This is a genomic window from Catenibacterium sp. co_0103 (genome assembly GCF_004168205.1).
In the GTDB taxonomy this organism is placed as follows: domain Bacteria; phylum Bacillota_I; class Bacilli_A; order Erysipelotrichales; family Coprobacillaceae; genus Catenibacterium; species Catenibacterium mitsuoka_A.
The window spans coordinates 25,332-50,217 of the sequence record NZ_RCYB01000009.1 but is presented as its reverse complement, the minus strand read 5'-3'; the positions used below and the strand labels follow the sequence as shown (position 1 = coordinate 50,217).

Annotated in this window: 23 protein-coding genes; all 23 read left to right on the top strand. The window is 43.4% G+C overall.

The window, feature by feature from the left end; all coding sequences use genetic code 11:
* Window positions 1-405 precede the first annotated feature (405 nt).
* The 23 genes from EAI80_RS02905 (at window position 406) to EAI80_RS02795 (ending at window position 24,824) form a co-directional block, all read left to right on the top strand.
* Window positions 406-4,776: a SpaA isopeptide-forming pilin-related protein gene (locus tag EAI80_RS02905; protein WP_129980865.1), complete on the top strand. Its 4,371-nt coding sequence runs from the start codon at window positions 406-408 to the stop codon at window positions 4,774-4,776.
* 136 nt (window positions 4,777-4,912) lie between these two features.
* On the top strand, window positions 4,913-6,073 hold the full coding sequence (gene metK / locus EAI80_RS02900) for a methionine adenosyltransferase (RefSeq protein WP_129980864.1): 1,161 nt from the start codon (window positions 4,913-4,915) through the stop codon (window positions 6,071-6,073).
* Window positions 6,073-7,050, top strand: coding sequence for a DUF3991 and TOPRIM domain-containing protein (locus EAI80_RS02895; RefSeq protein WP_129980863.1), 978 nt, complete (start codon window positions 6,073-6,075; stop codon window positions 7,048-7,050). The genes metK and EAI80_RS02895 overlap by 1 nt, the downstream gene beginning before the upstream one ends.
* A 6-nt stretch (window positions 7,051-7,056) precedes the next feature.
* Window positions 7,057-7,818: a hypothetical protein gene (locus tag EAI80_RS02890; RefSeq protein ID WP_129980862.1), complete on the top strand. Its 762-nt coding sequence runs from the start codon at window positions 7,057-7,059 to the stop codon at window positions 7,816-7,818.
* A 10-nt stretch (window positions 7,819-7,828) separates the two neighbouring features.
* Window positions 7,829-8,422 (top strand): hypothetical protein, encoded by a 594-nt coding sequence (locus tag EAI80_RS02885; RefSeq protein ID WP_129980861.1) that lies wholly within the window; start codon window positions 7,829-7,831, stop codon window positions 8,420-8,422.
* A gap of 11 nt (window positions 8,423-8,433) precedes the next feature.
* A complete protein-coding gene (locus tag EAI80_RS02880) occupies window positions 8,434-9,246 on the top strand; it encodes a site-specific DNA-methyltransferase (protein WP_129980860.1) in 813 nt (270 codons plus the stop codon).
* A gap of 81 nt (window positions 9,247-9,327) precedes the next feature.
* Window positions 9,328-9,651: a hypothetical protein gene (locus EAI80_RS02875; protein WP_015513330.1), complete on the top strand. Its 324-nt coding sequence runs from the start codon at window positions 9,328-9,330 to the stop codon at window positions 9,649-9,651.
* A gap of 138 nt (window positions 9,652-9,789) precedes the next feature.
* A complete protein-coding gene (locus EAI80_RS02870; RefSeq protein ID WP_015513331.1) occupies window positions 9,790-9,966 on the top strand; it encodes a DUF3789 domain-containing protein in 177 nt (58 codons plus the stop codon).
* Complete coding sequence (gene mobC / locus EAI80_RS02865) at window positions 9,945-10,253, top strand: plasmid mobilization relaxosome protein MobC (RefSeq protein WP_015513332.1); 309 nt, start codon at window positions 9,945-9,947, stop codon at window positions 10,251-10,253. The genes EAI80_RS02870 and mobC overlap by 22 nt, the downstream gene beginning before the upstream one ends.
* 6 nt (window positions 10,254-10,259) lie before the next feature.
* Window positions 10,260-11,543 carry a relaxase/mobilization nuclease domain-containing protein gene (locus EAI80_RS02860; RefSeq protein WP_129980859.1) on the top strand — a complete coding sequence of 428 codons (1,284 nt, stop codon included), beginning with the start codon at window positions 10,260-10,262 and terminating at the stop codon, window positions 11,541-11,543.
* 2 nt (window positions 11,544-11,545) lie between these two features.
* The gene (locus EAI80_RS02855; RefSeq protein ID WP_004614511.1) at window positions 11,546-12,352 is read left to right on the top strand and encodes a PcfB family protein; all 807 of its coding nucleotides are present in this window, start codon (window positions 11,546-11,548) and stop codon (window positions 12,350-12,352) included.
* A complete protein-coding gene (locus EAI80_RS02850; protein ID WP_004614510.1) occupies window positions 12,352-13,344 on the top strand; it encodes an ArdC family protein in 993 nt (330 codons plus the stop codon). Before EAI80_RS02855 ends, EAI80_RS02850 begins: the two co-directional genes overlap by 1 nt.
* A gap of 83 nt (window positions 13,345-13,427) precedes the next feature.
* A complete protein-coding gene (locus EAI80_RS02845; RefSeq protein ID WP_004614509.1) occupies window positions 13,428-13,739 on the top strand; it encodes a hypothetical protein in 312 nt (103 codons plus the stop codon).
* 40 nt (window positions 13,740-13,779) lie between these two features.
* Window positions 13,780-14,034 (top strand): DUF4314 domain-containing protein, encoded by a 255-nt coding sequence (locus EAI80_RS02840; RefSeq protein ID WP_227084817.1) that lies wholly within the window; start codon window positions 13,780-13,782, stop codon window positions 14,032-14,034.
* A 17-nt stretch (window positions 14,035-14,051) separates the two neighbouring features.
* Window positions 14,052-15,782 carry a type IV secretory system conjugative DNA transfer family protein gene (locus EAI80_RS02835; protein ID WP_110102389.1) on the top strand — a complete coding sequence of 577 codons (1,731 nt, stop codon included), beginning with the start codon at window positions 14,052-14,054 and terminating at the stop codon, window positions 15,780-15,782.
* 87 nt (window positions 15,783-15,869) lie between these two features.
* The gene (locus tag EAI80_RS02830) at window positions 15,870-16,187 is read left to right on the top strand and encodes a hypothetical protein (RefSeq protein WP_006426976.1); all 318 of its coding nucleotides are present in this window, start codon (window positions 15,870-15,872) and stop codon (window positions 16,185-16,187) included.
* Window positions 16,188-16,274: 87 nt separating this feature from the next.
* Window positions 16,275-17,117, top strand: a complete 843-nt coding sequence (locus EAI80_RS02825; protein ID WP_171027960.1) for a hypothetical protein — start codon at window positions 16,275-16,277, stop codon at window positions 17,115-17,117.
* A gap of 5 nt (window positions 17,118-17,122) precedes the next feature.
* Entirely contained in the window at window positions 17,123-17,554 is a 432-nt protein-coding gene (locus EAI80_RS02820) for a DUF4313 domain-containing protein (protein ID WP_055215240.1), read from the top strand.
* A gap of 3 nt (window positions 17,555-17,557) precedes the next feature.
* A complete protein-coding gene (locus EAI80_RS02815; protein ID WP_023923453.1) occupies window positions 17,558-17,998 on the top strand; it encodes a PrgI family protein in 441 nt (146 codons plus the stop codon).
* The gene (locus EAI80_RS02810; RefSeq protein ID WP_055215243.1) at window positions 17,985-20,321 is read left to right on the top strand and encodes a DUF87 domain-containing protein; all 2,337 of its coding nucleotides are present in this window, start codon (window positions 17,985-17,987) and stop codon (window positions 20,319-20,321) included. Before EAI80_RS02815 ends, EAI80_RS02810 begins: the two co-directional genes overlap by 14 nt.
* Window positions 20,321-20,671 carry a hypothetical protein gene (locus tag EAI80_RS02805; RefSeq protein WP_006426970.1) on the top strand — a complete coding sequence of 117 codons (351 nt, stop codon included), beginning with the start codon at window positions 20,321-20,323 and terminating at the stop codon, window positions 20,669-20,671. Before EAI80_RS02810 ends, EAI80_RS02805 begins: the two co-directional genes overlap by 1 nt.
* A 29-nt stretch (window positions 20,672-20,700) precedes the next feature.
* Window positions 20,701-22,392: a lysozyme family protein gene (locus tag EAI80_RS02800; protein WP_006426969.1), complete on the top strand. Its 1,692-nt coding sequence runs from the start codon at window positions 20,701-20,703 to the stop codon at window positions 22,390-22,392.
* 170 nt (window positions 22,393-22,562) lie between these two features.
* Window positions 22,563-24,824, top strand: coding sequence for a glycoside hydrolase domain-containing protein (locus tag EAI80_RS02795; protein ID WP_007884642.1), 2,262 nt, complete (start codon window positions 22,563-22,565; stop codon window positions 24,822-24,824).
* The last annotated feature ends 62 nt before the right edge of the window (window positions 24,825-24,886 follow it).

Here is a 24,886-nt window from a genome sequence, read left to right as displayed (position 1 = left end):
ATCAGGACTTCTTTTCGTCGTGGAGATAGAGAGATAGAGGGCGCGAAAAAAAAGAGCATCACCTTACGGTGATGCTCTTTTGGCAAGGACTGTCAACATTCTGTCCTTGACTTTTGAACCAGTTTAAGGATCAGGCTGGAACTTTAAGGGAAGTATTCGTATACACGATGAACTCCCCTCATAAGGATGTTCCGGCAAAACCATCGAAATTTTATCTGGATGGAATTCTGGAAGGATGTCTGGAAAATGGCTTGCCGACAAAGGCAGTGATGGATGCAGTAAAATGCACCAGACAGGAAATGAAAAAAGCAGAAAAGCAATACACAAGATAAATGTTACCGCAGAGGGAGAACCTTCTGCGGTATTTTACTGAACAATGTATTTATTATCAGAAAGGAAACACACATGAAGGTGAAGAATTTAAAAACCAGAATCGCAGCCTTTGGACTGGCTGTCCTGGTGGGCGTCAGTACCTTAAGCAGTGCCAATGCGTTTGCTGCCGAGCAGACGGATGTGGGGCAGGAGGTACAGGCATCCGAACAGGCGGCTACGAGTCGGAAAGAGAAGGCAGTTACGGCAGACGATATCACGAAAGAGATTTCGGATGAAACATTTGCAGTGGAAACCAGTATGGAAGGAATCCATTATGATGCAGAAAAAGAGGATGTTACGCTTGTCAGCATCCAAGATGAAAAGGGTGGGGAATACCATCCGGACAAAGCTGGAACTTACATTGCCTCTTACATGGTTGTACCAAAGGATCAGAGTGACAGCTACATCATCAGCCGAAAGGTGATCCTGACGGATACGGAAGGTCAGGCATATGCACAGGACAATGGTGGAGAAAAGCAAAAATCAGATACAAAATCTGAAGATGATTCGGACTCGCCTGTGCAGAACTATACCGATGTAGAGATCGAGGCATCCGGGGAAGATGCATCTGCACAGGCAATCGAAGAACTCAAAGAGGATATTGAAGAAGGGAATGTCATGGTACTGTCTGCGGCTGAAAGAGCCACAAGCAGTGGTTCAACAGTCACACTGACAAAAGGAAGAACGATTTATTATCCAAGTTATCTTGGAAATTATCTTACGTGTCTGTTTACCGTAAACGGAAAGATCGCATACTGTCTCCAGTCCCAGAAAGCATCCCCACCGAGTGGAAGTTATGTGGCACAGGTATTGGACAGTAACAAGAATCTGCAGAAAGTCCTTTACTATGGCTATGGCGGGGCAGGAGATCTGACAGGAAGTTATCTGTCCGGGAAATCAGAGGATGAAAAGTATGTGTATACGCATATTGCAGCCAGCTACGCTTACGCAGGAGAAGCCGGATTTACCGGATGTAATTATAATGACCTTGTAAATGCAGGGGTTATCGCATATATCAATTATCTGTTCGGACAGGAAGAACCGCCAAAAGGTGAACTGAGCTTTTCAAGCACAAAGCTGAATGCAGTACGGGATGGAAACATCCAGAAAACACCAAATATCACACTGTCTGGAGATCACAGAAACTATGTGACATTGAGTGTACCGGAAAATGTGACTGCACATAATCTTTCTAAAGGAACAAGTGTTACAAATGGAAAAATCCAGATTTATGGTGGAGATACATTCTATCTGTCTGCGGATTTATTACTGACAGGCAGTTATGCTTCCGGCAGCTTATATGGTTCTGTCGGAAAGACATGGAGAACGCTGGTGCTGACGACCGGAGATTCCAAACAGGATATCGGTGTATTTGAAAGCGAAACAGCAGCTCCGGTAAGCTTCAGCGTACAGTGGCTGAACATGACACGTATTGAGTTGACGAAGAAAGATATCAATACACAGAACCCACTATCTGGAGCAGTATACGGTATTTACACCGATAAGAAGTGCGAAAATCTGCTGATGACAATGACTGCAACCGGAACAGACGGAAAAGCAGTCAGTGATTATTTTGATGCCGCACTCAAAACTGTGTATGTAAAAGAAGTGACTACACCGACCGGATATAAACGGAATCAGGAAGTCTATCAAGTGGATGTTGCAGCCGGAAAGACATTGACGGTAACAGCAACGGATGAGAGGGTCACCGGAAAAGTAAAAATCGCAAAGATTGATAAGGAAACACTTGCATTCCAGCCACAGGGAGACGGCGCTCTTCGAGGTGCGGTGTATGGTCTGTATGCCAAAGAAGATATCGTGCATCCGGATGGAACAACAGGGGTGCTGTATAAACAGGACAGCCTGATCGCACAGGGAGTCATCGGTGATGATGGAACACTGGAGTTCTCAGAATTATACCTTGGGGAAATGTATGTAAAAGAGATCACTCCGCCGGAAGGATATACACTGGATACTACAAGATATGAGGTATCCGTAACCTATGAGGGACAAGATGTTGCAGAAGTGACAAGAGACCTTACGGTAAAAGAACAGGTGAAGAAACAGGCATTTCAGTTGATCAAAATCAGTGAAGATGAAGAGCAGACAGAAACAGACCTGGTCGCAGGCGCAGGATTTCAGGTATATCTGATTAGCAGCCTGTCACAGGTGAAAAATGGAAAGCTGAAACCGGTCAATGGAGAAAGCTACACGGCAAGTGATTTTAAAAATTATGATTTCAGTAACGAGCAGGTGGCAGTCACCTATGAAAATGGAACAGCCGTACCAGTGCCGGAACTGATCACGGATACAAAAGGATATGCAGTCAGCCCGGAACTGCCTTATGGAAGTTATGTTGTGGTAGAAAGCACGACACCGGAGAATCTGAAGACCATCGATCCATTTGTGGTGAATGTGGAAGATGACAACAGAGAACCTATGCAGTGGCGAGTGTTTGATGACCGTCCGTTTGAATTCTTGTTGAAAATTATAAAGAAGGATGCACAGACTGGAAATACGGTTTTAAAGGCTGGTGCTTCTTATAAGATTTACGATGTGACAAATAAGAAATATGTGGAACAGGTTGTTCAGTATCCGAAGAAAGAAAAGATCAGTGTATTCGAAACAAACGAGGAAGGATATCTGATCACACCGCAGGAACTGAAGTGCTCTACCTATCGAATCGAAGAAGTGAAAGCACCAGAAGGATTTGTAAGACAGGGAAGCGAAGAGTCCCTGTATGATGGAACAACGATTATTTCACCATTAGAGCAGACTACAAAAGGAACATATAAAGAAAATCCACAGAGCGGTATTGTAATTACAGTATCCTCAAACACTGCACATCAGATTGATCCAGATACAGGAGCAACGATTGTAGAGGTAGAACAGAAAAACGATGAACAGGTAGGAAGCCTGCTCCTGACGAAAAAGGGAGAACAGCTTACCGAAGTAACAGGAGATTCTGTTCTGGAAAAAGTAAAGACGCTTGTGTCAAAGGTAAAAAATGCGGTATCAGGGAAAGAAGAAACAGGTATCTATAAAGAATTTAAATATGAAGAAACCGGAGTAGAAGGTGCCCAGTTTGAAGTATATGCTAAGGATACTATTTATTCACCGGACGGAGCAAAGGACGAAGAAGGAAATCCAGTTGTCCGTTATGAGAAAGATGACCTGGTAGCCAAACTGACTACAGATGAAAATGGAACAGCAGTTATCTACAATCTGCCACTGGGAACTTATTATCTGAAAGAGGTTGTAGCAGGAGAGAATTTTGTCCTGAATACCGAGCAGAAAGAATTTACCCTGACAGCCGAGGATGATACACAGGCAGTTGTTTATGAAGGTGTTACCTATAAAAATGAAAGACAGAAAGTTTCCGTATCAGTAGAAAAGAAAGATGCTGTCACAGGCGAAAAGCTGGAAAGTGTTATTTTTGGACTGTATGCTGCGGAAGATATCGTTTCTAATCAGGGAGAAGTTCTTGTAGAGAAGGATACCCTGCTGGAAAAGAAAGCAACCAATAAGAACGGAAATCTGACTTTTGACAGTGACCTCCCACATGGAAAATATTATGTCAAAGAGGAAGTCAGAAAAGCCGGATATCTTCCGAACGAGGAAGTATGGAAGGTAGATGCATCCTACGAAAACCAGAATCTTGAAAAGATTGTACTGAGTAAAGAAGTTGAGAACCAGCCGACCGAGACACGTATCACCAAGACAGATGCGACTACCGGAAAAGAGCTGGAGGGAGCAAAACTTCAGGTGATCGACAAAGACGGAAATGTCGTGGAAGAATGGACCAGTACCAAAGAAGATCATGTGATTTATGGTCTGCCGGAAGGAACTTATACTTTGCATGAAGAACTGGCTCCTTATGAAGACGGCTATGTGTCTGCCAGCGATGTGACCTTTGAAGTCAAAGAAGATGGAAGTGTGACAAAGGTTGAAATGAAAGACGAATATTCCAAAGTGGAAATTTCCAAAACAGACATTAGCACAGGGAAAGAACTGGAAGGGGCAAAGCTTCAGATCATCCGAAAAGACGGAACTGTTCTGGAAGAGTGGATCACGGACGGAAAGCCACATTCTGTTGCGAAGCTTCCGGTCAATGAGGAACTTACCTTGCGTGAGATCACAGCACCGGATGGGTATGAGATTGCCGAAGATGTTACATTTACATTGAAAGATACGATGGAAGTGCAGAAAGTAGAAATGAAAGATGCCAGAACACCGGAGAAAACAACCGAAAAGACCAATGCACCAAAAACAGGGGATAACCAGAAAGTGTGGGCATTTGTCTTGCTTGCACTGGCATCTGCCGGAACAGTTACAGGAGTGACTGTGTACCGCAGAAAGAAGTCAAGAATGACAGAAAATAAAGAAGAAACAGAAGAAAAATAAAAGAAGAATAACTGGATAAATCAATCCGGCAGGGCAGGAGATGTGCATCAGGCAGCTCCTGCCCTGTCTATCTTGCCATGCATTCGTAAGTAAAGATTTGCTAGTGGCAGGACTTGTAGATATAAGGAGAAGAAAAATGAAACGTTATTATACAGCAGAATCAGTAACAGAAGGACACCCGGATAAAGTATGTGACCAGATCGCAGACGCAATCTTAGATGAATGCCTGAAACATGATCCGTCTTCAAGGGTTGCATGTGAAGTGCTTGCGACAAGAGGAAATGTGTTTGTGGCAGGAGAAATCAGCAGCGGATATGAGCCGCCAGTGTTTGATGTGATCCGAAAGGTTCTGGGGGAATGCGGATATTGTACAGATGGAATAGAAATGGATACATTTGTACACCAGCAGAGTCCGGATATCGCAAAAGCAGTGAGTGTATCAAAAGAATTCCGGGACAACAATGGAAAAAAGGGAAGAGACAGAAGCCGGGGAGCTGGAGATCAGGGCGTTATGGTCGGTTATGCGTGTGACGAAACCGCACAACTTATGCCAATGCCTATCGTCTTGGCACACCGAATCACCCGTGAACTTTCGGCTTGCAGAAGAAGCGGATATATCAAAGATATCTTTTCGGATGGGAAAGCACAGGTAACCGTAGAATATGAAGATGAAAAACCAGTGAGACTGGAAAGCGTGGTTGTTTCCTGCCAGCACAGTGCAGAAAAGAGCCTGAAGAAGTTAGAGACCGAGATTAGGGAGAAGGTGCTTCGTCCGGCACTCCGATTACTGCCTCCGGATGAGGATACGAAGATCCTGGTCAATCCGTCAGGGAGATTTGTGTGCGGAGGGCTTGATGCAGATACCGGACTGACCGGAAGAAAGCTGATGGTGGATACCTATGGCAGTATGGTTCCGCATGGCGGAGGTGCATTTTCGGGGAAGGACTGTTCAAAAGTAGACCGTTCTGCAGCATATATGGCAAGATATATTGCCAAAAATATGGTAGCTGCCGGACTTGCAAGCAGATGTCAGGTGTCTCTGGCTTACGCAATCGGAGTGGCAGAGCCGGTGATGATCGCAGTAGATACCTTTGGTACAGGAAAAGTGTGTGCAGATGATTGTCTGGCGAGAGCAATCCCACTGGTGTTTGGAGTGACACCTGTCCAGATCATGGAATCTCTCAGACTGAACCGTCCGATTTTCCGGCAGACGGCAGTTTTTGGACACTTTGGAAGAAAGGAGTTTCCTTGGGAGCGAACTGATAAGGTACTGGCTCTTCAGGATACCATTCTGTAATGCCTTGGGTAACGGAAGAGGAGATTCAGGCAGCAAAGAACATGACTGCATATGAGTATCTACGAACGCATCAGGCACAGAGACTGCAAAAGACAAGAACCAGAAATGAATGGCAGTTGACGGACCACGACAGTTTTAAAATCAATGAACTGTCCAGCAAATGGCATTGGAAGTCCAGAGATATCGGCGGCGTGTCTGCACTGCGTTTCCTCATAGAAGTGGATGGGATGAAATTTACAGATGCCGTAAAGCTGTTGTGCGAAGAGAGTCCGTCTTTTCTTCCAACACAGTCAGTTGAAAAAGAAAAACCACCATTTAAGCTGCCGGAGAGATTCTTAAACTGCCGGAGAATCCGGGCCTATCTGAACCACCGTGGGGTTAGCGATGCGGTGATCACGTATTGTATCTCACAGGAAATCCTTTATGAAAGTGTTCCGTACCATAATGCTGTTTTTGTCGGGAAAGATGAATCGGGAAAAGCGAGATATGCCTTCCTGCGAGGAATCTATGAAAAAAACAGGAAAGGATTCAAGATGGAACAGGTCGGGAGTGAAAAGAAGTACAGTTTTTGTATTCCTCCAAGAAAAGAGACGAATCGGGTTGCTGTTTACGAAGCCTGTATTGATGCACTGGCACATATGACACTGGAAGAGGGAAAGCAGGATAAATACCGGCTTTCCCTTGGGGGAATTGCTGCTCCGAAAGAAAACGCACAGATACAGAGTGAACGTTTTAAAAAGCCGCCGGACGCACTGGAAGCGTTCCTTAAGAACCATCCGGAAATCAAGGAAATTGAAATCTGTACGGATAATGATTTTGCCGGAAGATGGGCAAAAGAACAGATGAAAAAGCATTATGAAGGAAGATACAAGATCATCAGCAACCTGCCGGAAAGAGAAGGGGCAGACTATGCAGATCTTGCAAAAGAAAGAAAGCAGACGAATCTGTGCAGAGACAGACCATTGGAAAGCAGGTGATAGAAAATGGAAGAAAAAGAAACGATACACATCAATCTATTGACAGAACTAACTGGAAATCTTATTTCGGAAGAATCAGAATGGGAAGAAGAGTGGACAGAAAATGATGCATATGGAATGCCTTTGTATGGGACAGACCTTGCCTGGTATGAAAGTGCAATCCGTGAGGAACTGAACCGATATGGGGAAGATGACCTTATGCAGTATTTTTCCGGCAGTGCATCCATTCAGGAAAAAGTAAAAAGTGCAGTTGTTACCATAGAAAATCAGGAAGGAACCTTATATGGCTGTACAAAACTGGAATTAAATGAATTCCTGAACCCGGAAGAACTAAAAGAGCTTGGTGATTATATTACAGGGCAGTACAGTGATGGCTGGGGAGAAGGATTTGAACAGCAGGACATTCAGGTAGAGGAAGGAATTTTGAATGTCCATTTCTGGCATCCGGGGATGGAACGGGCAAAAATGCAGGAAGAAACCAAAACACAAAATGAAACACAAACAGAGAAATCACATCCGAACAAACCACGTCCCAAGTTACCGCTTCTGGGACATGATGGAAATATCTTTTCTATTATGAGCGATGCCTCAATCCTTCTGAAAAACAATGACCAGACAGCAGAAGCAAAAGAAATGTGTAAAAGGGTAAGGGAGAGCGGTGATTATAACAAGGCTCTTTGTATCATCAGTGAATATGTGGAAACGGAGCTAAGTTCACCGCCAAAAGAAAATAAAAAGGTAAAGAAAAAGCATCAGCCAGAACGATGAAAGGAAAAATATGAGAAAGTATAAGATTACAGAGAGTAAACATCCGAAGTATCCCTGGCTTCATAGAATACAGGCATTAACAGACGTGAATGATAAAGTACCAAAAGGAACAATGGGTGGTTTTGTTGAGAAGGAAAGCAATCTGTCACAAGAAGGTGCTTGCTGGATTTATGATGATGCGATTTGTTGCGAAAACGGTGAGATAAAGGAAGAGGCTGCACTCTACGACGGCAGCTTGGTCAGAGGTTCTGCTGTTGTTACCGGAGATATTACTTTTTATGACAGGGCAGTTGCAAAGAGCGACTGTTATATTTGTGGCGGTGAGATAAAAGAAGATGCCGTAATCAGTGGAAAAGCATTTATTGATACGGTAGGAATAAATGCACCTATCATCGGTGGGGAAAGTCATGTGTATGGAGAAGTAAGGGGAAATATCTATATTAAAGGGGATGTTTTTCCATGGGATATATTCGATAACCACATGAAAGATATGTTCTTATATAAAAAGGGGAAGTGGAGTGCATTCGCTATTCCTGAAAAATTGAAGCCACCGGAGTCCTACCGGAAAAGACAAATAAAGAAGAAAAATCAGCCGGAGCGCTGAGAACAGAAAGGATGATGCCTATGACAAATGACCTGAGTTTGGAAGAACTTATGAAAGAGGGAACATACCCGGAGGAATATGCCGAAGGGGAAAACTGGAGAATATTACATGGAGATACATTAAAACTGGTCAAAGCATTCCAGCCGGGAATCTTTGATGCAGTCATTACCGATCCACCGTATGCGTCCGGTGGAACAAAGCAGAATGAAAGAAATCGTACTACAAACCAGAAATACAGCAGTATGAGTGCTGCGAATGCACTTCCGGATTTCGATGGAGATAATAAAGACCAGAGATCTTGGACACACTGGATGGCTGAGTGGCTTTATGATGTGCGGAAAGCCTGTAAGAAAGGTGCTCCGATCTGCCTGTTCATTGACTGGCGTCAGTATCCATCGATTACCGATGCATTGCAGTGGGCAGGATGGATCTGGAGAGGAACAGCGGTGTGGGATAAGGGAAACTCCCGTCCACAGAAAGGCCGTTTCCGCCAGCAGGCTGAATACATTGTGTGGGGCAGTAACGGACCGATGCCGATCAACCGTCCGGTATCTTGTCTGCCGGGTGTTTTCCGATATGGAAATCCGCAGAACCGGATTCATGTGACAGAGAAACCATTGCAGCTTATGAAAGATGTCATTCAGATTTGCGAACCGGGAGGTCTGATCCTGGACCCGTTTGCCGGAGCAGGAACGACTGTCCTTGCAGCGGTTATGACAGGTTATCGTGCAGTGGGAATTGAGGTAACAGATGCCTACTACAAACTGGGAAGTGACAGAGTGAGAATTGCATTAGAAGCAGAGCAGAAAGAGGATGAAAAGTAGTCGGGATGTCCAATAGGACATCTTGTTTTTATAGAGAAAAAGCAGTGGCATCCAACTGGATGCAGGAAGGAGATGGAGCGTATGGAACAGGCGCTGGCTTATGTGTGCTGTTCAGCAGAAGAAAGCCGGGTAAAAGTGCAGAAATATTGCAGAAAAATCTATGAACTTGGGTATGTACCAATCTGTCCGAGATTTGTATTCTCACCATTCTTGGAAGAGTCCGATGCAGAAGATATGCAGGGATATGGAAGAATGTCACATATCCTTTTACGGAGATGCCGGATGGTAGTCGTATGTGGAAAAGAAGTGACAGGAACAATGAATACCGAAATCAGTATGGCAGACAGACTCCATATCATTTGTACGACACTTGATGGATTGGTACAGATAAAAGAATCAAAATAAATCAGAATCGAGTCAATCCAGTGCTACAGAAACTGGTGGTACTCGTATTGCAAGCATAGCGTTTGGATATCCAAACGCACTTTGGGGAGAACCCCAATCCCCCGGACACAGACGGAAATGGAAAGGAAGGATCAAGTCATGTTAAGAAATGGAGTAATGATTGTAATCGCATTGATGAGCGGAGGATTTATAGGAGTGATAGTGACCTGTTGCATGGTTGCAGCGAAAAAATCCGATGAGGATCTTGGCGGTATGATGAAAGAGGAAGAGAAAAAAGAAGGGACGGTGATGCAATGCGAAAACGAAACCATGTGATCCCGGTACGGCTTAATGCAAGGGAAGTCAGGGAACTGAATGAGCAGGTCGAAAGAAGCGGTCTGAGCCGGGAAGAGTTTATGCGTTCGTTGATTTTAGGAGCGCAGGTTCATGCAAAACCCTGTGAGCATCATCCCGAATTGCTCCGAAAGATTGCAGGCTTATGCAACAATGCCAATCAGCTTGCACATGTTGCCAATGCTTCTGGTATGGCAAGCGAGCAGAGTATTCAGGAAATGCTGCGGCTTACCAAAGAGACATGGCATCTGGTAAAGGAAGAGTGGTAATGACCGATGGCTTATACAAGTGTTATCCCCGTCCACCGCCTGGACCGTTCCATCGAATATGTGAAAGACAAAGAAAAAACCACACAGAAAGCAGACTCTTTGGAGGCTGCCATTGATTATGCCATGAACCGGACAAAGACGGAACAGGCGGTCTTCGAAGATACCATCGGATGTACCAATGAAAATGCGTATGCAGATATGGTGGCAACAAAAAAGAGATTCCATAAGATGGGCGGTGTGGAAGGATACCATCTGGTACAGAGTTTTGCAGAAGGTGAGGTGACACCGGAACTGGCACATCTCATCGGACAGGAACTGGCAGACCGGCTCTTAAAGGGACAGTATGAAGTCGTTATCACAACGCATCTGAATACCAGACATTATCATAACCACATTGTCTGGAACTCTGTGAGCATGGCAGACGGGCGTAAGTACCACAGCAATGCAAAGAGTTATTATACGGAGATCCGGAAGATCTCCGATGAGCTGTGCAGAAAATATGGTCTGTCTATCATTGAATCCAATCAGAAAAAATCAATCCCTTATGTACAGTGGAAAGCAGAACAGGAAGGAAAGCCGACATGGAGAACGGCGATCCGTTTGGATATCAGGGAATCGGTACAGGAAAGCTACTCCTGGTCACAATTCCTAAAAGAGATGGAAAAGCGGGGTTATACATGGAAACTGAACAGGAAATACATTTCTTTAAAAGCTCCGGGAATGGAGCGGTATATTCGTCTGCGTTCCCTTGGAAAAAATTATTCTGAAGAGGAAATACGTGGGCAGATACTACAGCCCAAGGTGAAACGAGTCTATCAAAAGGCAGTACAGATTCATCCCAAAAAGAAACTGACCGGGATTCAGGCACTGTATTATTCCTATTTATATCAAATGGGGGTACTGCCAAAAAGACCGAAAAGGAGTCCATACGCTGTCAGAGAGGATATCCGGAAACTGGATCAGAGGATTGAACAGATTGAGTTTTTAATGAAGCATGACATTACGACCAGAGAACAGCTTGCCACATACCGTGAGCCGTTACAAAAGCAGATTTCAGAACTGATGAAGGAACGCAGAAAGCTCTATCGGAATGACAGTGAAGACAGTGGAAAAGCACGGCTGTCTGAAATCAATGAGGAATTAAAAAATCTCCGAAAAGAAGTCCGTATGACCGTCCGGATTGAAAAGCATTCATTGGAAATCGAAGAAAGACTTCGAAAGGCAGAAGAACAAAACCAGAATGAGAAACGTGTGGAACACAAAGAAAAAGAGAGTCAGGAGGTGAGATAAGTATGAATTACGGAGCAGAACCGGCAGATCAGGTGGTGCGGTACAGTCTGGAAGGAATGGAATACTCTTTGAAGATTACCGGAAATGTGGCAAAGCATGTGGCAATCTTTATTGCGGCCGCCCTGAAAGATCAGAAAAAGACAAGAGGGAAAACAAGGCTTACCAGAATGTTAAAGGAACAGCGCCCGATGAAATTTTTTACCGTTCCGGGTGACCGCTTAAAAGAATTTGCGAAAGAAGCCAAAGCGAGAGGTATCTTATATGTTGTCATCAAAGATAAGGTGAATCCGGATCAGACAGAGGTCATGGTATTTGCAGATGATGCAGCAAAGATGAACCGGGTATTAGACCGGATGAATCTGGATTTTGTAAAAGCAGAATCAGGCTCTATGGTTACAGAAGCAGTGGAAAAAGAGAATGCACCGGAAAAGGCAGAGAACCAGATGGAAAAAGAAACCGGGGAGAATGTACGGACAGAGACTGTTGTCCTGCCGGAAGGCAAGATAGAATTTGAACTGGATGATGCGGAAGAAATGTTCCAGATCGGGGATGAGGCTTTCCCGGAAGGAAATTTTACACATGCGCAGGAGGGGAAAGCAAAGAATCCGTCCGAACCTTTCTCGCGCAACAAAAATATTTCTTCCGGTCGGGAAACTAGCTGGGAAGAAAAGAATGAAAAACCATCTGTGCGGAAAGAACTCGGAGATATCCGTAAGGAACAGGAAGAGAAACGTAAGAGGCCGGACAGACGGAAAAATGCCAGAGAGAGCAGGAAGAAACGTAAGAATATGAAAACGAAAGGCAGGTAATGTATATGGATTTAACAGACATGATTTCAGGTGGAACGGAAGAACAGCAGATTCCTGAACAGAAATTGACCAAGGAAGAATATGCAGCCAAGAAGCAGCAGGAAAGAGAAGAGGTATGGGCTGAAGTAGATTCACAGGCACAGGGAGTTTTTCAGGATGGAGAAAAACTGAAAGGCTTTCTGGATTTTATGGCAGAGTGTAATACACAGAGAACTCCGAATCTGCTTTTGATCTACGGACAGCATCCGGATTTTAAGGTGGTAAGGTCTTATGAACGCTGGAGAGAAGAACACCGTTCAGTAAAAGCAGGGGAGCATGGCATTACTTATATGATTTCCACTGAATACGAAAAAGACGGAGAAATGCGGAGAGGATATACGATCGGAAAAGGATTTGACATCAGTCAGATGTCAGGAAAGCCATTAGAAGAACGCCCACAGCGAAGTCTGACAGAACTGGTAGGAGTTGTCTTAAAAGACCAGTCGGTGCGTGTACAGATTGAGGATAATCTGCCAGACAAAGTGCAGGCCCAGTACAATCCGAGATACCGTACCATTTATATCCGCAACGGAATGAGTGAAGTAACGACATTCCATGCACTGAACAGAGAACTGGCATGTGCAGCACTGGACCAGCATACCGGAACCTACAGCCGACAGAAAGTCAGCGCACAGGCATATTGTGCGGCCTATGTGATTGCAAAACGTTATGGTGTGGATGTTACCGGATTCAATCTGGAGTATATTGCACAGAGAAATGAATGTGGAAAGAAAGATCCGCAGGAACTGAGAGACTTTTTAAATGATGTCCGTCAGGCTTCCTACAGTATACGAAACCATATCGAACGCAATTTTGGTGCAAAGGAACAGGAGTATATAACCGATGAGTTCGCAATCGGAGATCCTGTAAAAATACCGGAAACCAAGGATGAAAAACCATCTGAAAAAGCATCCGGAAAAGAGAAAAAAGCAAAGAGCCAGCCGGAACGATAAAAGTGAAAAAGTTGGACGGTTGGAGTAGCTATTACGGAGGTCTTGTGATATGTTTGGTGTAACAAAAAAAGGAGGTCAGCCAGATGACAAAATACTATTTGAAGATGGATAACATTATGAAAAATATGTTCGTGGTGGCACTGAATGATGAGCTGCAGGCACAGAGTGAGCAGGATGAATGTTTGGAAGAAACGAAAGCTCTTCTGAAAAAAGTAAGTGAATACGACCTCGCCCAGAAACGGCTGCAGATTACAGCCGGGGAACAAAGGCAGATCCGTAAGGCACTGAACAGGCTTAGAAGTAAATATCTTGCAGCCGGAAGATATAGTGATGGAATAGATAAAATCATTATTCAGGTTGCAAAACCGAATACCACCAGACACATGTTCTGGTAGAGAAAGGAGTGGTTGATTGGTCATTTATTCAAGAGAAAAAGTGGCACGACTTAGAGAACAATATCCGGCAGGAACAAGAATCTGTCTGGATTCGATGGACGGAGAAGCGGGTATGCCGCAGGGACTGGAAGGAACTGTGCAGTATGTGGATGATGCAGGTCAGCTCGGCATCAGTTGGGACAACGGCAGAAGTCTCTCACTGATACCGGGAGTGGATTCCTTTCATAAGAAAGAAGGACAGGAACATCCAGAAGAAAAGCCACGCAAGAAAAGAGAATCTGACTTGCAGAGATAAGTAAAAAAAAGCAGGACTTGGTTCTGTGTCTTGTCTTTCTGCCATTTGTCTGGTGGGCGGCAGCGATTACCGCTTGTGCCATTGCACCGGATAAGAATTTTATTCAAATCTTAGAAACGCTGAGCGAAAAACTCGAACAGCCGTTTTTTATCACGTATACACCGTATACGTTCAAATGTATTCTGATATTCACAGCAGCCTATTTCTTAGGCATTGGTATTTATGAATCCCAAAAAAGAAATTATAGAAGAGGTGTGGAACATGGTTCCGCAAAATGGGGCAACGTGTCCGAAATCTGCAGACGTTACTGCGAAAAACGATACACGCAAAATCTGCTTTTAACACAGCATTTCCGTATGGGACTGGACGGCTATAAGCACAAACGAAACCTAAATGTGCTGGTAGTCGGAGGTTCAGGAGCTGGAAAGAGCCGGACGTATGCAATCCCAAACATCATGCAGTGCAACTGTTCGATGGTGATTACTGATCCCAAGGCAGAACTTTTGCGTAAAACCGGAGGTGTTCTGGAACGGAATGGATATGAAGTCCGGGTTTTTGATTTGATCAATCCGGAGACTTCCTGGTGTTATAATCCGTTTGCGTATGTCTGGGATGATAAGGATGTACTGAAGCTGATCAATAACCTGATCCGCAACACAACACCGAAGGGAGCGCAGAGTTCAGACCCGTTCTGGGAGAAGTCCGAGACTGCACTTTTACAGGCACTTATGCTGTATTTGCTGCATGAGGCTCCACCGGAAGAACAGAACTTTCCGATGATCATGGAAATGCTTGGAAGCGCTCAGGTCAAAGAAGATGATGAGGATTACCAGTCCCCATTGGACATTTTGTTTGAAAGACTGGAAATGCGGGACCCGGAGAGTATTGCGGTCAAGCAGTATGCCATTTATAAGCAGGCAGCCGGAAAGACTGCAAAGTCTATTTTGATCTCGGTTGGTGTCCGTCTGGCAGCTTTTAACCTGAAACAGATTGCAAATCTGACCTGTACAGACGAACTGGACTTATACAGTATCGGGGAGAAAAAAGTAGCACTGTTTTGCTGTATTCCGGATGCCGACACCAGCATGAATTATCTGGTCGGCATGATTTACAGTAATCTGTTTCAGACACTGTATTATGTGGCAGACCGGAAGTACGGAGGAAGGCTTCCAATTCCGGTACACTGCATTATGGATGAATGGCCAAACGTAGCCTTGCCGGATGATTTTGACAAGATTCTGGCAACCATGCGTTCCAGAGGGATTTCCTGCAGTATCATCATCCAGAATATCGCACAGATGAAAGCCTTATTTAAAGACTCGTATGAGAGTCTGATCGGCAACTGCGATGAATTTTTATATCTGGGTGGAAATGAAAAAGAAGGACATAAGTATGTCTCGGAATTATTGGGAAAAGAAACATTGGATACCAATACCTACGGACAGACAAAAGGGCGTAGCGGCAGCTATTCGGTGAATTATCAGCAGACTGGAAGGGAACTTTTAACACCGGATGAAATACGGCTTTTAGATAACCGCAAAGCGATTTTGTTTATTCGTGGGGAGCGTCCGATCATGGACGATAAATATGATTTAAAAAAGCATGTGAATTTCAGATACACAGAGGACGGTGGTGCATCGCCTTATGATTATGCGAAAACACCACTGGCTCACGACGACCTAAAGATTGACATTAACAGATTAGACGACTACGAACTGCTGTCTACCGAAGACATCCTTGGTGAATAGCAGTTTTTTGATGGATTGGAGTGATGTGTATTGAAGAAATTTCTCACAGGAGAAAAGAATAGAACAAAAAAGAATACAACTGAAAAAATGACAACCCCGATGCCGATGGGGAGAAAACAGAAAAAGTGGATGAGCCTTTACATGGCACTGGTACTGACCGTAACGGTTGGAGCAACGACCGCATTCGCAGCCGGTGATCCGTTGTCCGTTATCAATAACCTGTCTACTTTTATTTTTTCCCTGATTCGTGCAATCGGTTTGATTTTGCTTGGATTTGGTGTTGTGCAGGTTGGTCTGTCTTTAAAAAGCCATGATCCAAGCCAGAGGGCAAATGGATTTCTGACACTGGCCGGAGGAGTAATTATTACGTTCGCCAAAGAAATCCTGGATCTGATTATGGCGTAAGCCTCTTTGAAAAAGTATATCAGGAAACAGCAGGAGTGCCGGAAGGTACTCCTGCATTCAAAAGTATGTTCAGGGAGGTGAAAGTTTTTGAGCGATAACTGGATTGTACAGAATCTGAACTCTGCGTTGTCTACATGGAGTGAAAAGATGGCAGAACTGTGGACACTGCTTACTGAAAATCCGGCAACTTTTAAAGGCGGCGGCATCTGGCGGATTATGACCAATATCAATGATGCACTGACAGCTATTGCCTATGGATTACTGGTGTTGTTTTTTGCAGCCGGAATCATTAAAACGTGTGGCAGTTTTACAGATCTGAAAAAGCCGGAACATGTGCTAAAAGCATTTATCCGGTTTGCACTTGCTCAGGGAGCAATCACGTATGGAATGGAACTTATGCAGGCACTGTTTTCCATTGTGCAAGGAATCGTGACAACCGTAATGAGTGGCTCCAGTATGGCAGGAAGCGTGACGGAACTGCCAACGGAGATTGTAGATAAGATCGAGAGTGTGGGAATGCTGGAATCCATTCCATTGTGGATTGTCACACTGCTTGGCAGTCTGCTGATCACCGTATTGTCATTTGTGATGATCCTGACAGTGTATGGCAGAATGTTCAAAATCTATATGTATACGGCAATCGCCCCGATTCCGATTTCCTCGTTTGCAGGAGAACCCACGCAGTCTATTGGAAAGAACTTTATCCGTTCTTATATAGGCGTGTGTCTGGAAGGGGCAATTATTGCACTGGCGTGTATTATCTTTTCTGCTTATGCGGCAAGTCCTCCGGCAGTGGGAGATACGGAGCTGAGTGCAGTTACAATCGTGTGGAACTATGTAGGAGAACTGGTATTCAATTTATTGGTACTTGTTGGAGCAATTAAGGCATCTGACCGTATTGTCAGAGAAATGATGGGACTTGGAGGTTAAAAAATATGGATACAAAGAAAACATTAAGATATAACTGGGAATTCGGACGTGAGACAGTAGCGATACGAGTGAGCTCTTATCGGAACAATGGGAATTTATATGTAGGACTCTGCCATAAGGAAGGGAGAGACTGGGAAGATTTTGGAGATGTAACCATTAATCTGCCCTATCAGTTCTTAGAGCCAAATGAGGCTTTTATAACAGGAGATTTTACCAAGGATATGCTTCATTTTATCAAGGAACATAAACTTGGAAAAGTGTTGAATGAAACAGGAAGATCAGGATATGCAACCTATCAGAAGGTAGCGTTTGACCTTGCAAGACTTGCGGAATTTGATCCGGAAGGCGTTGCGGAACACTGTAGATTTGCCGGGATAGAAGTACCGAAAGAAAAACCACAGAAAACGAAGAAACAAAACAGGGGAGAGGAACGATAATTTATGGAAGTAAAGATGAACAAAGAAATCAGGGACTATCAAGAATCCATGTTTATGGGACTGGACCTGAGACAATGTGTGTGTTCTGTTCTTGCGATTCTTACAGCAATCGGAATTTACTTTGGAATGCGTGATATTACCGGACAGGAAATAACCGGATGGCTGTGTGTGCTTGGTGCTGCTCCATTTGCTGCCTGTGGCTTTTTCAAATATCATGGTATGACAGCCGAACAGTTTTTATGGGCAGTGATCAAATCCGAATTGCTGTATCCGAAGAAACTGGTGTTTCAGTCGGAAGATATCTACTACTCCTGCATGCAGGAGACCATCTCGCTGGGAGAAAAGAATCAAAAGGATGGAGCGGAAATCATAAAAGAGCGGGAGCAAAAAGCAGAAGCAAAACAGAGAAAGAAACGCAAGGGAAGGAGTGATGCCTTTGATTAAAACCTTAAGTCAGGCACTTCGGATGGATAAGGAACGCTTCAAAGTTCCGAAATCCGTCCAACAGGCAATTCCCATCCAGCGAATCTGGCCGGATGGAATTTTTCAACAGGGAACGAAATTCTCAAAAACATATCGTTTTACAGATATCAACTATTATATTGCGAGTAAGGACAATAAGACAGAAATGTTTCTGGATTATTCTGAACTCTTAAATTCACTGGATTCCGGCATTTCTGCCCAAATTACCATCAATAATCGGAGAATCAATAAAGAAGAATTCGAAAAGTCTATTCTGCTTCCAATGAAGGAAGATGGACTGGACCACTATCGGGAAGAATACAACGAAATGCTCCTGTCTAAGATTACAGGAACAAACAACAGCATCTATCAGGAACGGTATCTGACCGTCAGTGTACATAAAAGATCGATTGATGATGCAAGAACCTATTTTGCACGTATCGGAACAGACATCGTAACACATCTGGCAAAGTTATCGTCCACAGCAGAAGGACTGGACGCAGAGAGCCGGCTCCAGATTTTCAGGGATTTCTTCAAGGGAGATGTCCCACAGGCATTTCCGTTTGATCTGAAACAATTTGCCAAGAAGGGAACAAGTTTCAAGGACTGGATGTGTCCGGATTCTATGGAATTTGAACGTGACCATTTTAAAATCGGTGACAGATACGGAAGAGTCCTGTATATGCAGGATTATGCAAGTTATGTCAAAGATGACATGATTTCAGAATTGTGTGACTTTAGCCGGAATCTGATGTTGTCGATTGACATCCTGCCAGTCCCTACGGATGAAGCGGTAAGGGAAATCCAGAACCGACTGCTTGGTGTGGAAACTAACGTGACCAACTGGCAGAGAAGGCAGAACGCTAATAATAACTTCTCGGCAATCGTACCATACGATATGGAACTTCAGAGAAAAGAAACCAAGGAAATGCTCGATGATCTGACAACCAGAGACCAGCGTATGATGTTCGGGATTTTGACAATGGTACATCTGGCAGACAGCAAAAAGCAACTGGATTCCGATACGGAACTGATTCTGTCAATCGCAAGAAAGCATCTGTGTCAGATGGCAACATTAAAGTGGCAGCAAGTGGACGGACTCAATACAGTGCTTCCTTACGGACTGCGAAAGATCAATGCCCTGCGTACATTGACAACGGAATCAACGGCTGTTTTAATCCCGTTCCATACACAGGAAATCCTGCAGCCGGGAGGTATCTATTATGGGCAGAATGCAGTCAGCAAGAACCTTCTGGTAGCCGACCGGAAGAAACTGATGAATGGAAACAGTTTCCGGTTGGGCGTCAGTGGATCAGGAAAGAGCTTTTCGGCAAAAGAAGAGATTGTGCATCTGGCATTGAGTACCGATGACGATATCCTGATTCTTGATCCGGAGTCCGAATTTACAAAATTAGTAGAGGCTCTGGGCGGACAGGTTGTAAAAGTATCTGCGACATCAGACAATCATCTGAATGCAATGGATATGGACGCAGCCTACGGCAATGAAAAGAATCCACTGATTGAAAAATCGGAGTTTATCCTGTCTGTGTTCGAGCAGTTGGTTGGAGCAGGAAATCTGTCGGCAAAAGAAAAGTCGATTCTGGACCGCTGTGCTGCAGATGTGTACCGGGATTATATCCGAAGTGGTTATACCGGAGAAGTTCCGACATTGAAAGATATGTACCGACAGTTGATGTTACAGCCGGAAGAAGAGGCAAGGGGACTTGCACTGTCATCCGAACTTTTTATCAATGGAAGCCTGAACACCTTTGCACAGCCGACCAATGTGAATAAGAAGAACAGGATCATGGATTATGATATCCGGGAACTGGGGGAACAGCTTATGCCACTGGGAATGCTGGTTACCTTAGACAGTATTTTCAACAGGGTAATTCAGAACTGGAAAGAAGGAAAAACGACATGGATATTTGCCGATGAGTTCTATCTGTTATTCCGCTATGAATACAGTGCAAATTTCTTCTACCGACTGTACAAGAGAATCAGAAAATACAATGGATTCGTGACAGGTTTAACCCAAAATGTTGAGGAACTTCTGAAATCGGACACTGCAAGACTGATGTTGGCAAACAGTGAGTTTTTGATTCTTTTGAATCAGGCAAGTACAGACAGGGAAGAATTGGCAGCTCTTTTGAATATTTCCGAAAACCAACTGTCCTATATTACAAATGTATCGGTTGGCAGTGGCCTAATCCGTTGCTCTGGGAATATCGTACCATTTGAGAATACGTTCCCAAAGAATACAGACCTTTATAAACTAATGACAACAAAACCGGGAGAATCATAATGAAGAAAAAAGAAGAAGTAACGATAACTTTTTATGCTGCAGAGTGCGGTGAGTTCCATGATTTAGGAGAATATACAAAATGCAGAACGCTGGAAGAGGCATATAAAAAGTACCAGAAATATTGTAGAACATCTGCCAATATGTGTCCGGCTATTGAGTTTTCTATTCATGATCCAGAATCAATTTATTCAGACATGGAATATCCATTACCGTTGTCATCAAAAGACAGGGGAGACTTGGAACTTGTGCCATATTACAACGAACATCCACTGGTAAATGAGGCAATCAGACAGGTGGAGCAGTTGCAGAAACAGCAGGAAAAAAAGAAACATCGGGATGTTGCCCGATGAGATAAGAGATACGGAAAGAGGGTGACCGGATGAAAGATATCAAGGAACGGGTAAGGGATAAGAATCCGAAGATTCGAAATCCGGCTGCCCGACTTCCGAAAGAACTGGTTCGCTCAGCGGTTCTGGAAGCAAAAGAAAAGCCAAGGGAACTACATGAAAAAAGCAGTGGGCAGTCAGAATCCCCAACACAGTATGGAACTGAAAAAATAGAATCCGTACAGTACAGAGCGGCGAGTGTGGCAGGAAAAAGTATAGGGAAAACCACATATCAAGGTGGAAAAAAACTTGCTGGAGTGACCTACAGGAAGATAAAGGAAAGAAAAAGCAGACAGGAAGAAGCGAAAGCTGCCGAAGAAGCAATGGAGCAGGGGGCAGAAAGCGGAAAGAAATTAATCAAGTTGAAACCGGAGCAGGCAGCACTTGCCAAGGAGAATGGTAAACGGCAGGTGAAAGCAGCACCGAGAGTGGTAAAAGTATCCGGTCTGTCTCAAGAAAAAATAAAGACACAGGCATCCATGCAGAAACAGCAGATGGAAAAAAGTCTTCAGGCGATGCAGAAAGCAAGAGCAGCCCAGATGGCAAGAAAGTCAGCACAGGCATCGGCAGAAAGTGGAAAAGCAGTCCTTCAGGTAACTGGAAAGGGTTCAAAGTTATCCGTACAGGGAATTACAGCAGCGATTCAAAAAGGGGTAGTAGCTCTTGAAAAAATGGGAAAATGGATTGCTGCCGGAGGTAGTGCATTTCTTCTGGTATTTATTCTGATTGTGGGAATCATTGCAGGAGCAGCTTTCAGCAGTAATTCGGAAAGCTCCGAATCCCTAAGTGAAGAAGTGCTTGCGTATACTTCTGTGATACAGCAGTATGCATCCCAATACGGCATTCCGGAATATGTGTCTGCGATACAGGCCATCATGATGCAGGAATCTGGAGGCAGGGGAACAGACCCGATGCAGTGTTCGGAAAGTCCATATAATACAAGATTCCCACACACTCCTGGTTCTATTACTGATCCGGATTATTCGATAGAGGTTGGAGTACAGACCTTTGCAGACTGTATCAGACAGGCAGGATGCAGCAGTCCACAGGATCTGGACAAGCTGAAACTTGCATGGCAGGGATATAACTATGGAAATGGCTACATAGGATGGGCATTGCAAAGAGGCGGTTATACAGAAGCCAATGCATTGCAGTTTTCACAGGAACAGGCAGCTTCGCATGGATGGAGCAGTTACGGAGATCCCCAATACGTTCCCCATGTGATGCGGTATTATTCCGGTGGCAGCCTGTTTGCTGGTTTGTTTGGTAATCAGCAGATTGTGTCGGTTGCAATGGGGCAGCTTGGAAACAGTGGCGGTCAGAAGTTCTGGAGCTGGTACGGATTTGACAGTCGGGTAGAATGGTGTGCCTGTTTTGTAAGCTGGTGTGCGGATCAGAGCGGTCTGATTGCAAGTGGGAATGTTCCTAAATTCTCATTGTGCAGTGATGGAGTGTCCTGGTTTCAGGGAAAGAATAAGTGGCAGAGTGGCGGAACAACTCCGACAGCTGGAATGATCATCTTTTTTGACTGGGATCATGATGGAACATCGGATCATGTAGGAATAGTAGAAAAGTGTGAAGGTGGAAGAGTTTACACGATTGAGGGAAATTCCAGTGATCAGGTACGGCAGAGAAATTATGCAGTAGATTACAGTTCTATAATGGGATATGGGGTGATAAATTGATGGTTTCTTTCATAATTTGTTAAGGATTTTATAAGGGAGTTAATGAATTCTTTGGAAAATAGTCACAAAATAGGCACAGTTGATTGATAAATTGTTATTGTAACTTTTAGTGATAGACATATAAAGAGTTAGAAATCTTTATAATTGACTTGAATTAGGAGGTAGTGAATATGAGTGATCAGAATGTAAAAGCAGCACAAAAATATTTAAATGCGATGTTTGGTGGACATAAGGATTGGGTAAAACTGGATGAAGATGGAAAGACCGGAACAGCCGTGATGCAGGGAATCATTCGTGCATTTCAGATTCAGAATGGAATCTCAACGATTACAGGAACGGTTGGACCACTTACTATTAATACCATGAAGAAGTTAGCCATTATTACAAAAATGGATCCGAATGATACTCCGCAGGTTAATGTATGCTTGATTCAGTGTGCTCTGTTTTGCAAAGGATATGCTGCTGGAGGAATTACTGGAATTTATTATACATCAGGAGTAAATGCAGTTAAAAAGATGCAGGAAAATGCAGGACTGGAAGTTACGGGCAAAATTGATTGGAAAGTTTGGTCTGGATTGTTATCCCTAAACTGGTTTACAAAGGTTTCTGGTGGGGATTCCAATATTGTTCTTATTCAACAGCAATTAAATAGTGACTGGTCAGATGTTATTGGTGTTGGACCTTGTGATGGAATTGCCTCAAGACAGACAATTTTGTCTTTAGTTGGTGCATTGCAGGCGGCTGAAGGAGTTACAACTGAATTAATTACAGATTTGAATTCAGTTAATTTTGGCGATGCAACAACAAATGCGTTTCCGGGTACATTACAGAACGGACAGAACTCGACGAAATATGTTCCATTTAATAAGATTGCTCAATACGGACTATATTTTAACGGATATAATCCGGGAAGATTCGATGGCGTGTTTGATTCGACTACAGAGTCAAAGGTGTCAGAATTTCAGGAGTTTTATGGTCTGACAGGAATTGGACTTGTAACAAAAGGAAAAGTAAATGTTTCTACTATGAAATCATTGCTTACGAGTAAAGGCGATACAAACAGGGCAGCAAAAGCGTGTGACTGTGCAACAGTATTAAATAAACAACAGGCATTAGATATAAAAAATGCAGGGTATACTCATGTAGGACGTTATCTGACAGGTTCTGTTGGAAAAGAACATACACCGAAATATTTGACATCAACAGAAGTGAAAAACATTGAAAATGCAGGATTATCGGTATTCCCGATATATCAGGATGGAGGATATGAATTAAACTATTTTAAGGATCCGTCCCAGGGAAGTGTTGATGCACAGACAGCAATTTTAGCAGCCGAGAGAATCGGTATACCAAGTGGAACGACTATATACTTTGCAGTGGATTTTGATTGTTATTCATATCAGATTGATACATTTATTATACCTTATTTTGAACAGATTCACATGATCTTTTTCAGTTCGACAAATGATAAAAATTATAAAGTCGGCATTTATGCACCAAGATATGTATGTACTAAAGTTTATGAAGCAGGATTGGCAAGTAAATCATTTGTGGCAGATATGTCAACTGGATTTAGCTGTAATTTGGGATATTCGATGCCGAAGAACTGGGCATTTGATCAATTTTGTGAGTTGAACTCATTTTCTTCATCACCTTCGTTCCCACTGGATAAAGATGCATATTCAGGGAGAGATACTGGATTTAAAAAGTTCGATGCCGTATCGACAAAAACAGATGAGGAAATAGCGCAAGAAAATCTTCGGGCAAAGGTAAAAATAGCACGAAATCAATATGTCTATAATGTAATGGAGCCGCTTGGTTATCTGAATAAAATTATGGATGTGGGTGTGGAGTATGATAAGGAAATTTCACTGGGAACAATGATGAGTCCTCAAGGAGCAATTGATATTTCTACTAAAATATCCACATCGCTTGAAAGTTCAACTGGTAAAATTTATAATATAAAAGTGGATATAGGAAATGATGGAGAATTGACACAAACTTGCAAAAATCAAATTATGGAGATTTCATCAAATTTATCAGATACAGGTATAGAGGGAGCAGATAACTTTGGAAATACGATAGAAAAAATTGCTTTATCGGTTAAATCTGGTAATATTGCTTTTGAAATAAATAATGTTTTTGCCAATAGTGTAGAGTTTTCCATTGTATTTAGTACATCAGATTTGCTGCCAGAAGAGGAAAAAGAGTGGACAATATCGGTTGCTTTGATTTTTACAATGACATTAAATTCTAATAGTGGTCTTGAATTTAATGTTGTAGAATTCACAAAAGAGCATAGTAATATACTGGCAGGAGCCGTAATATTAGTTCTTGCGGGTGCATTAGTTGTAAATGCAATTCCGTCAATTATTGCTTTATTTTCAGCTGGAGCAGGTACTGTTTTTGGTTTGTTGATTCAAGCGCTGTAAATTGTAAAAGAATAAAAGAGACAATGGCCAGAGGTTCGATTTTATAAAGAGGACCTCTGGCA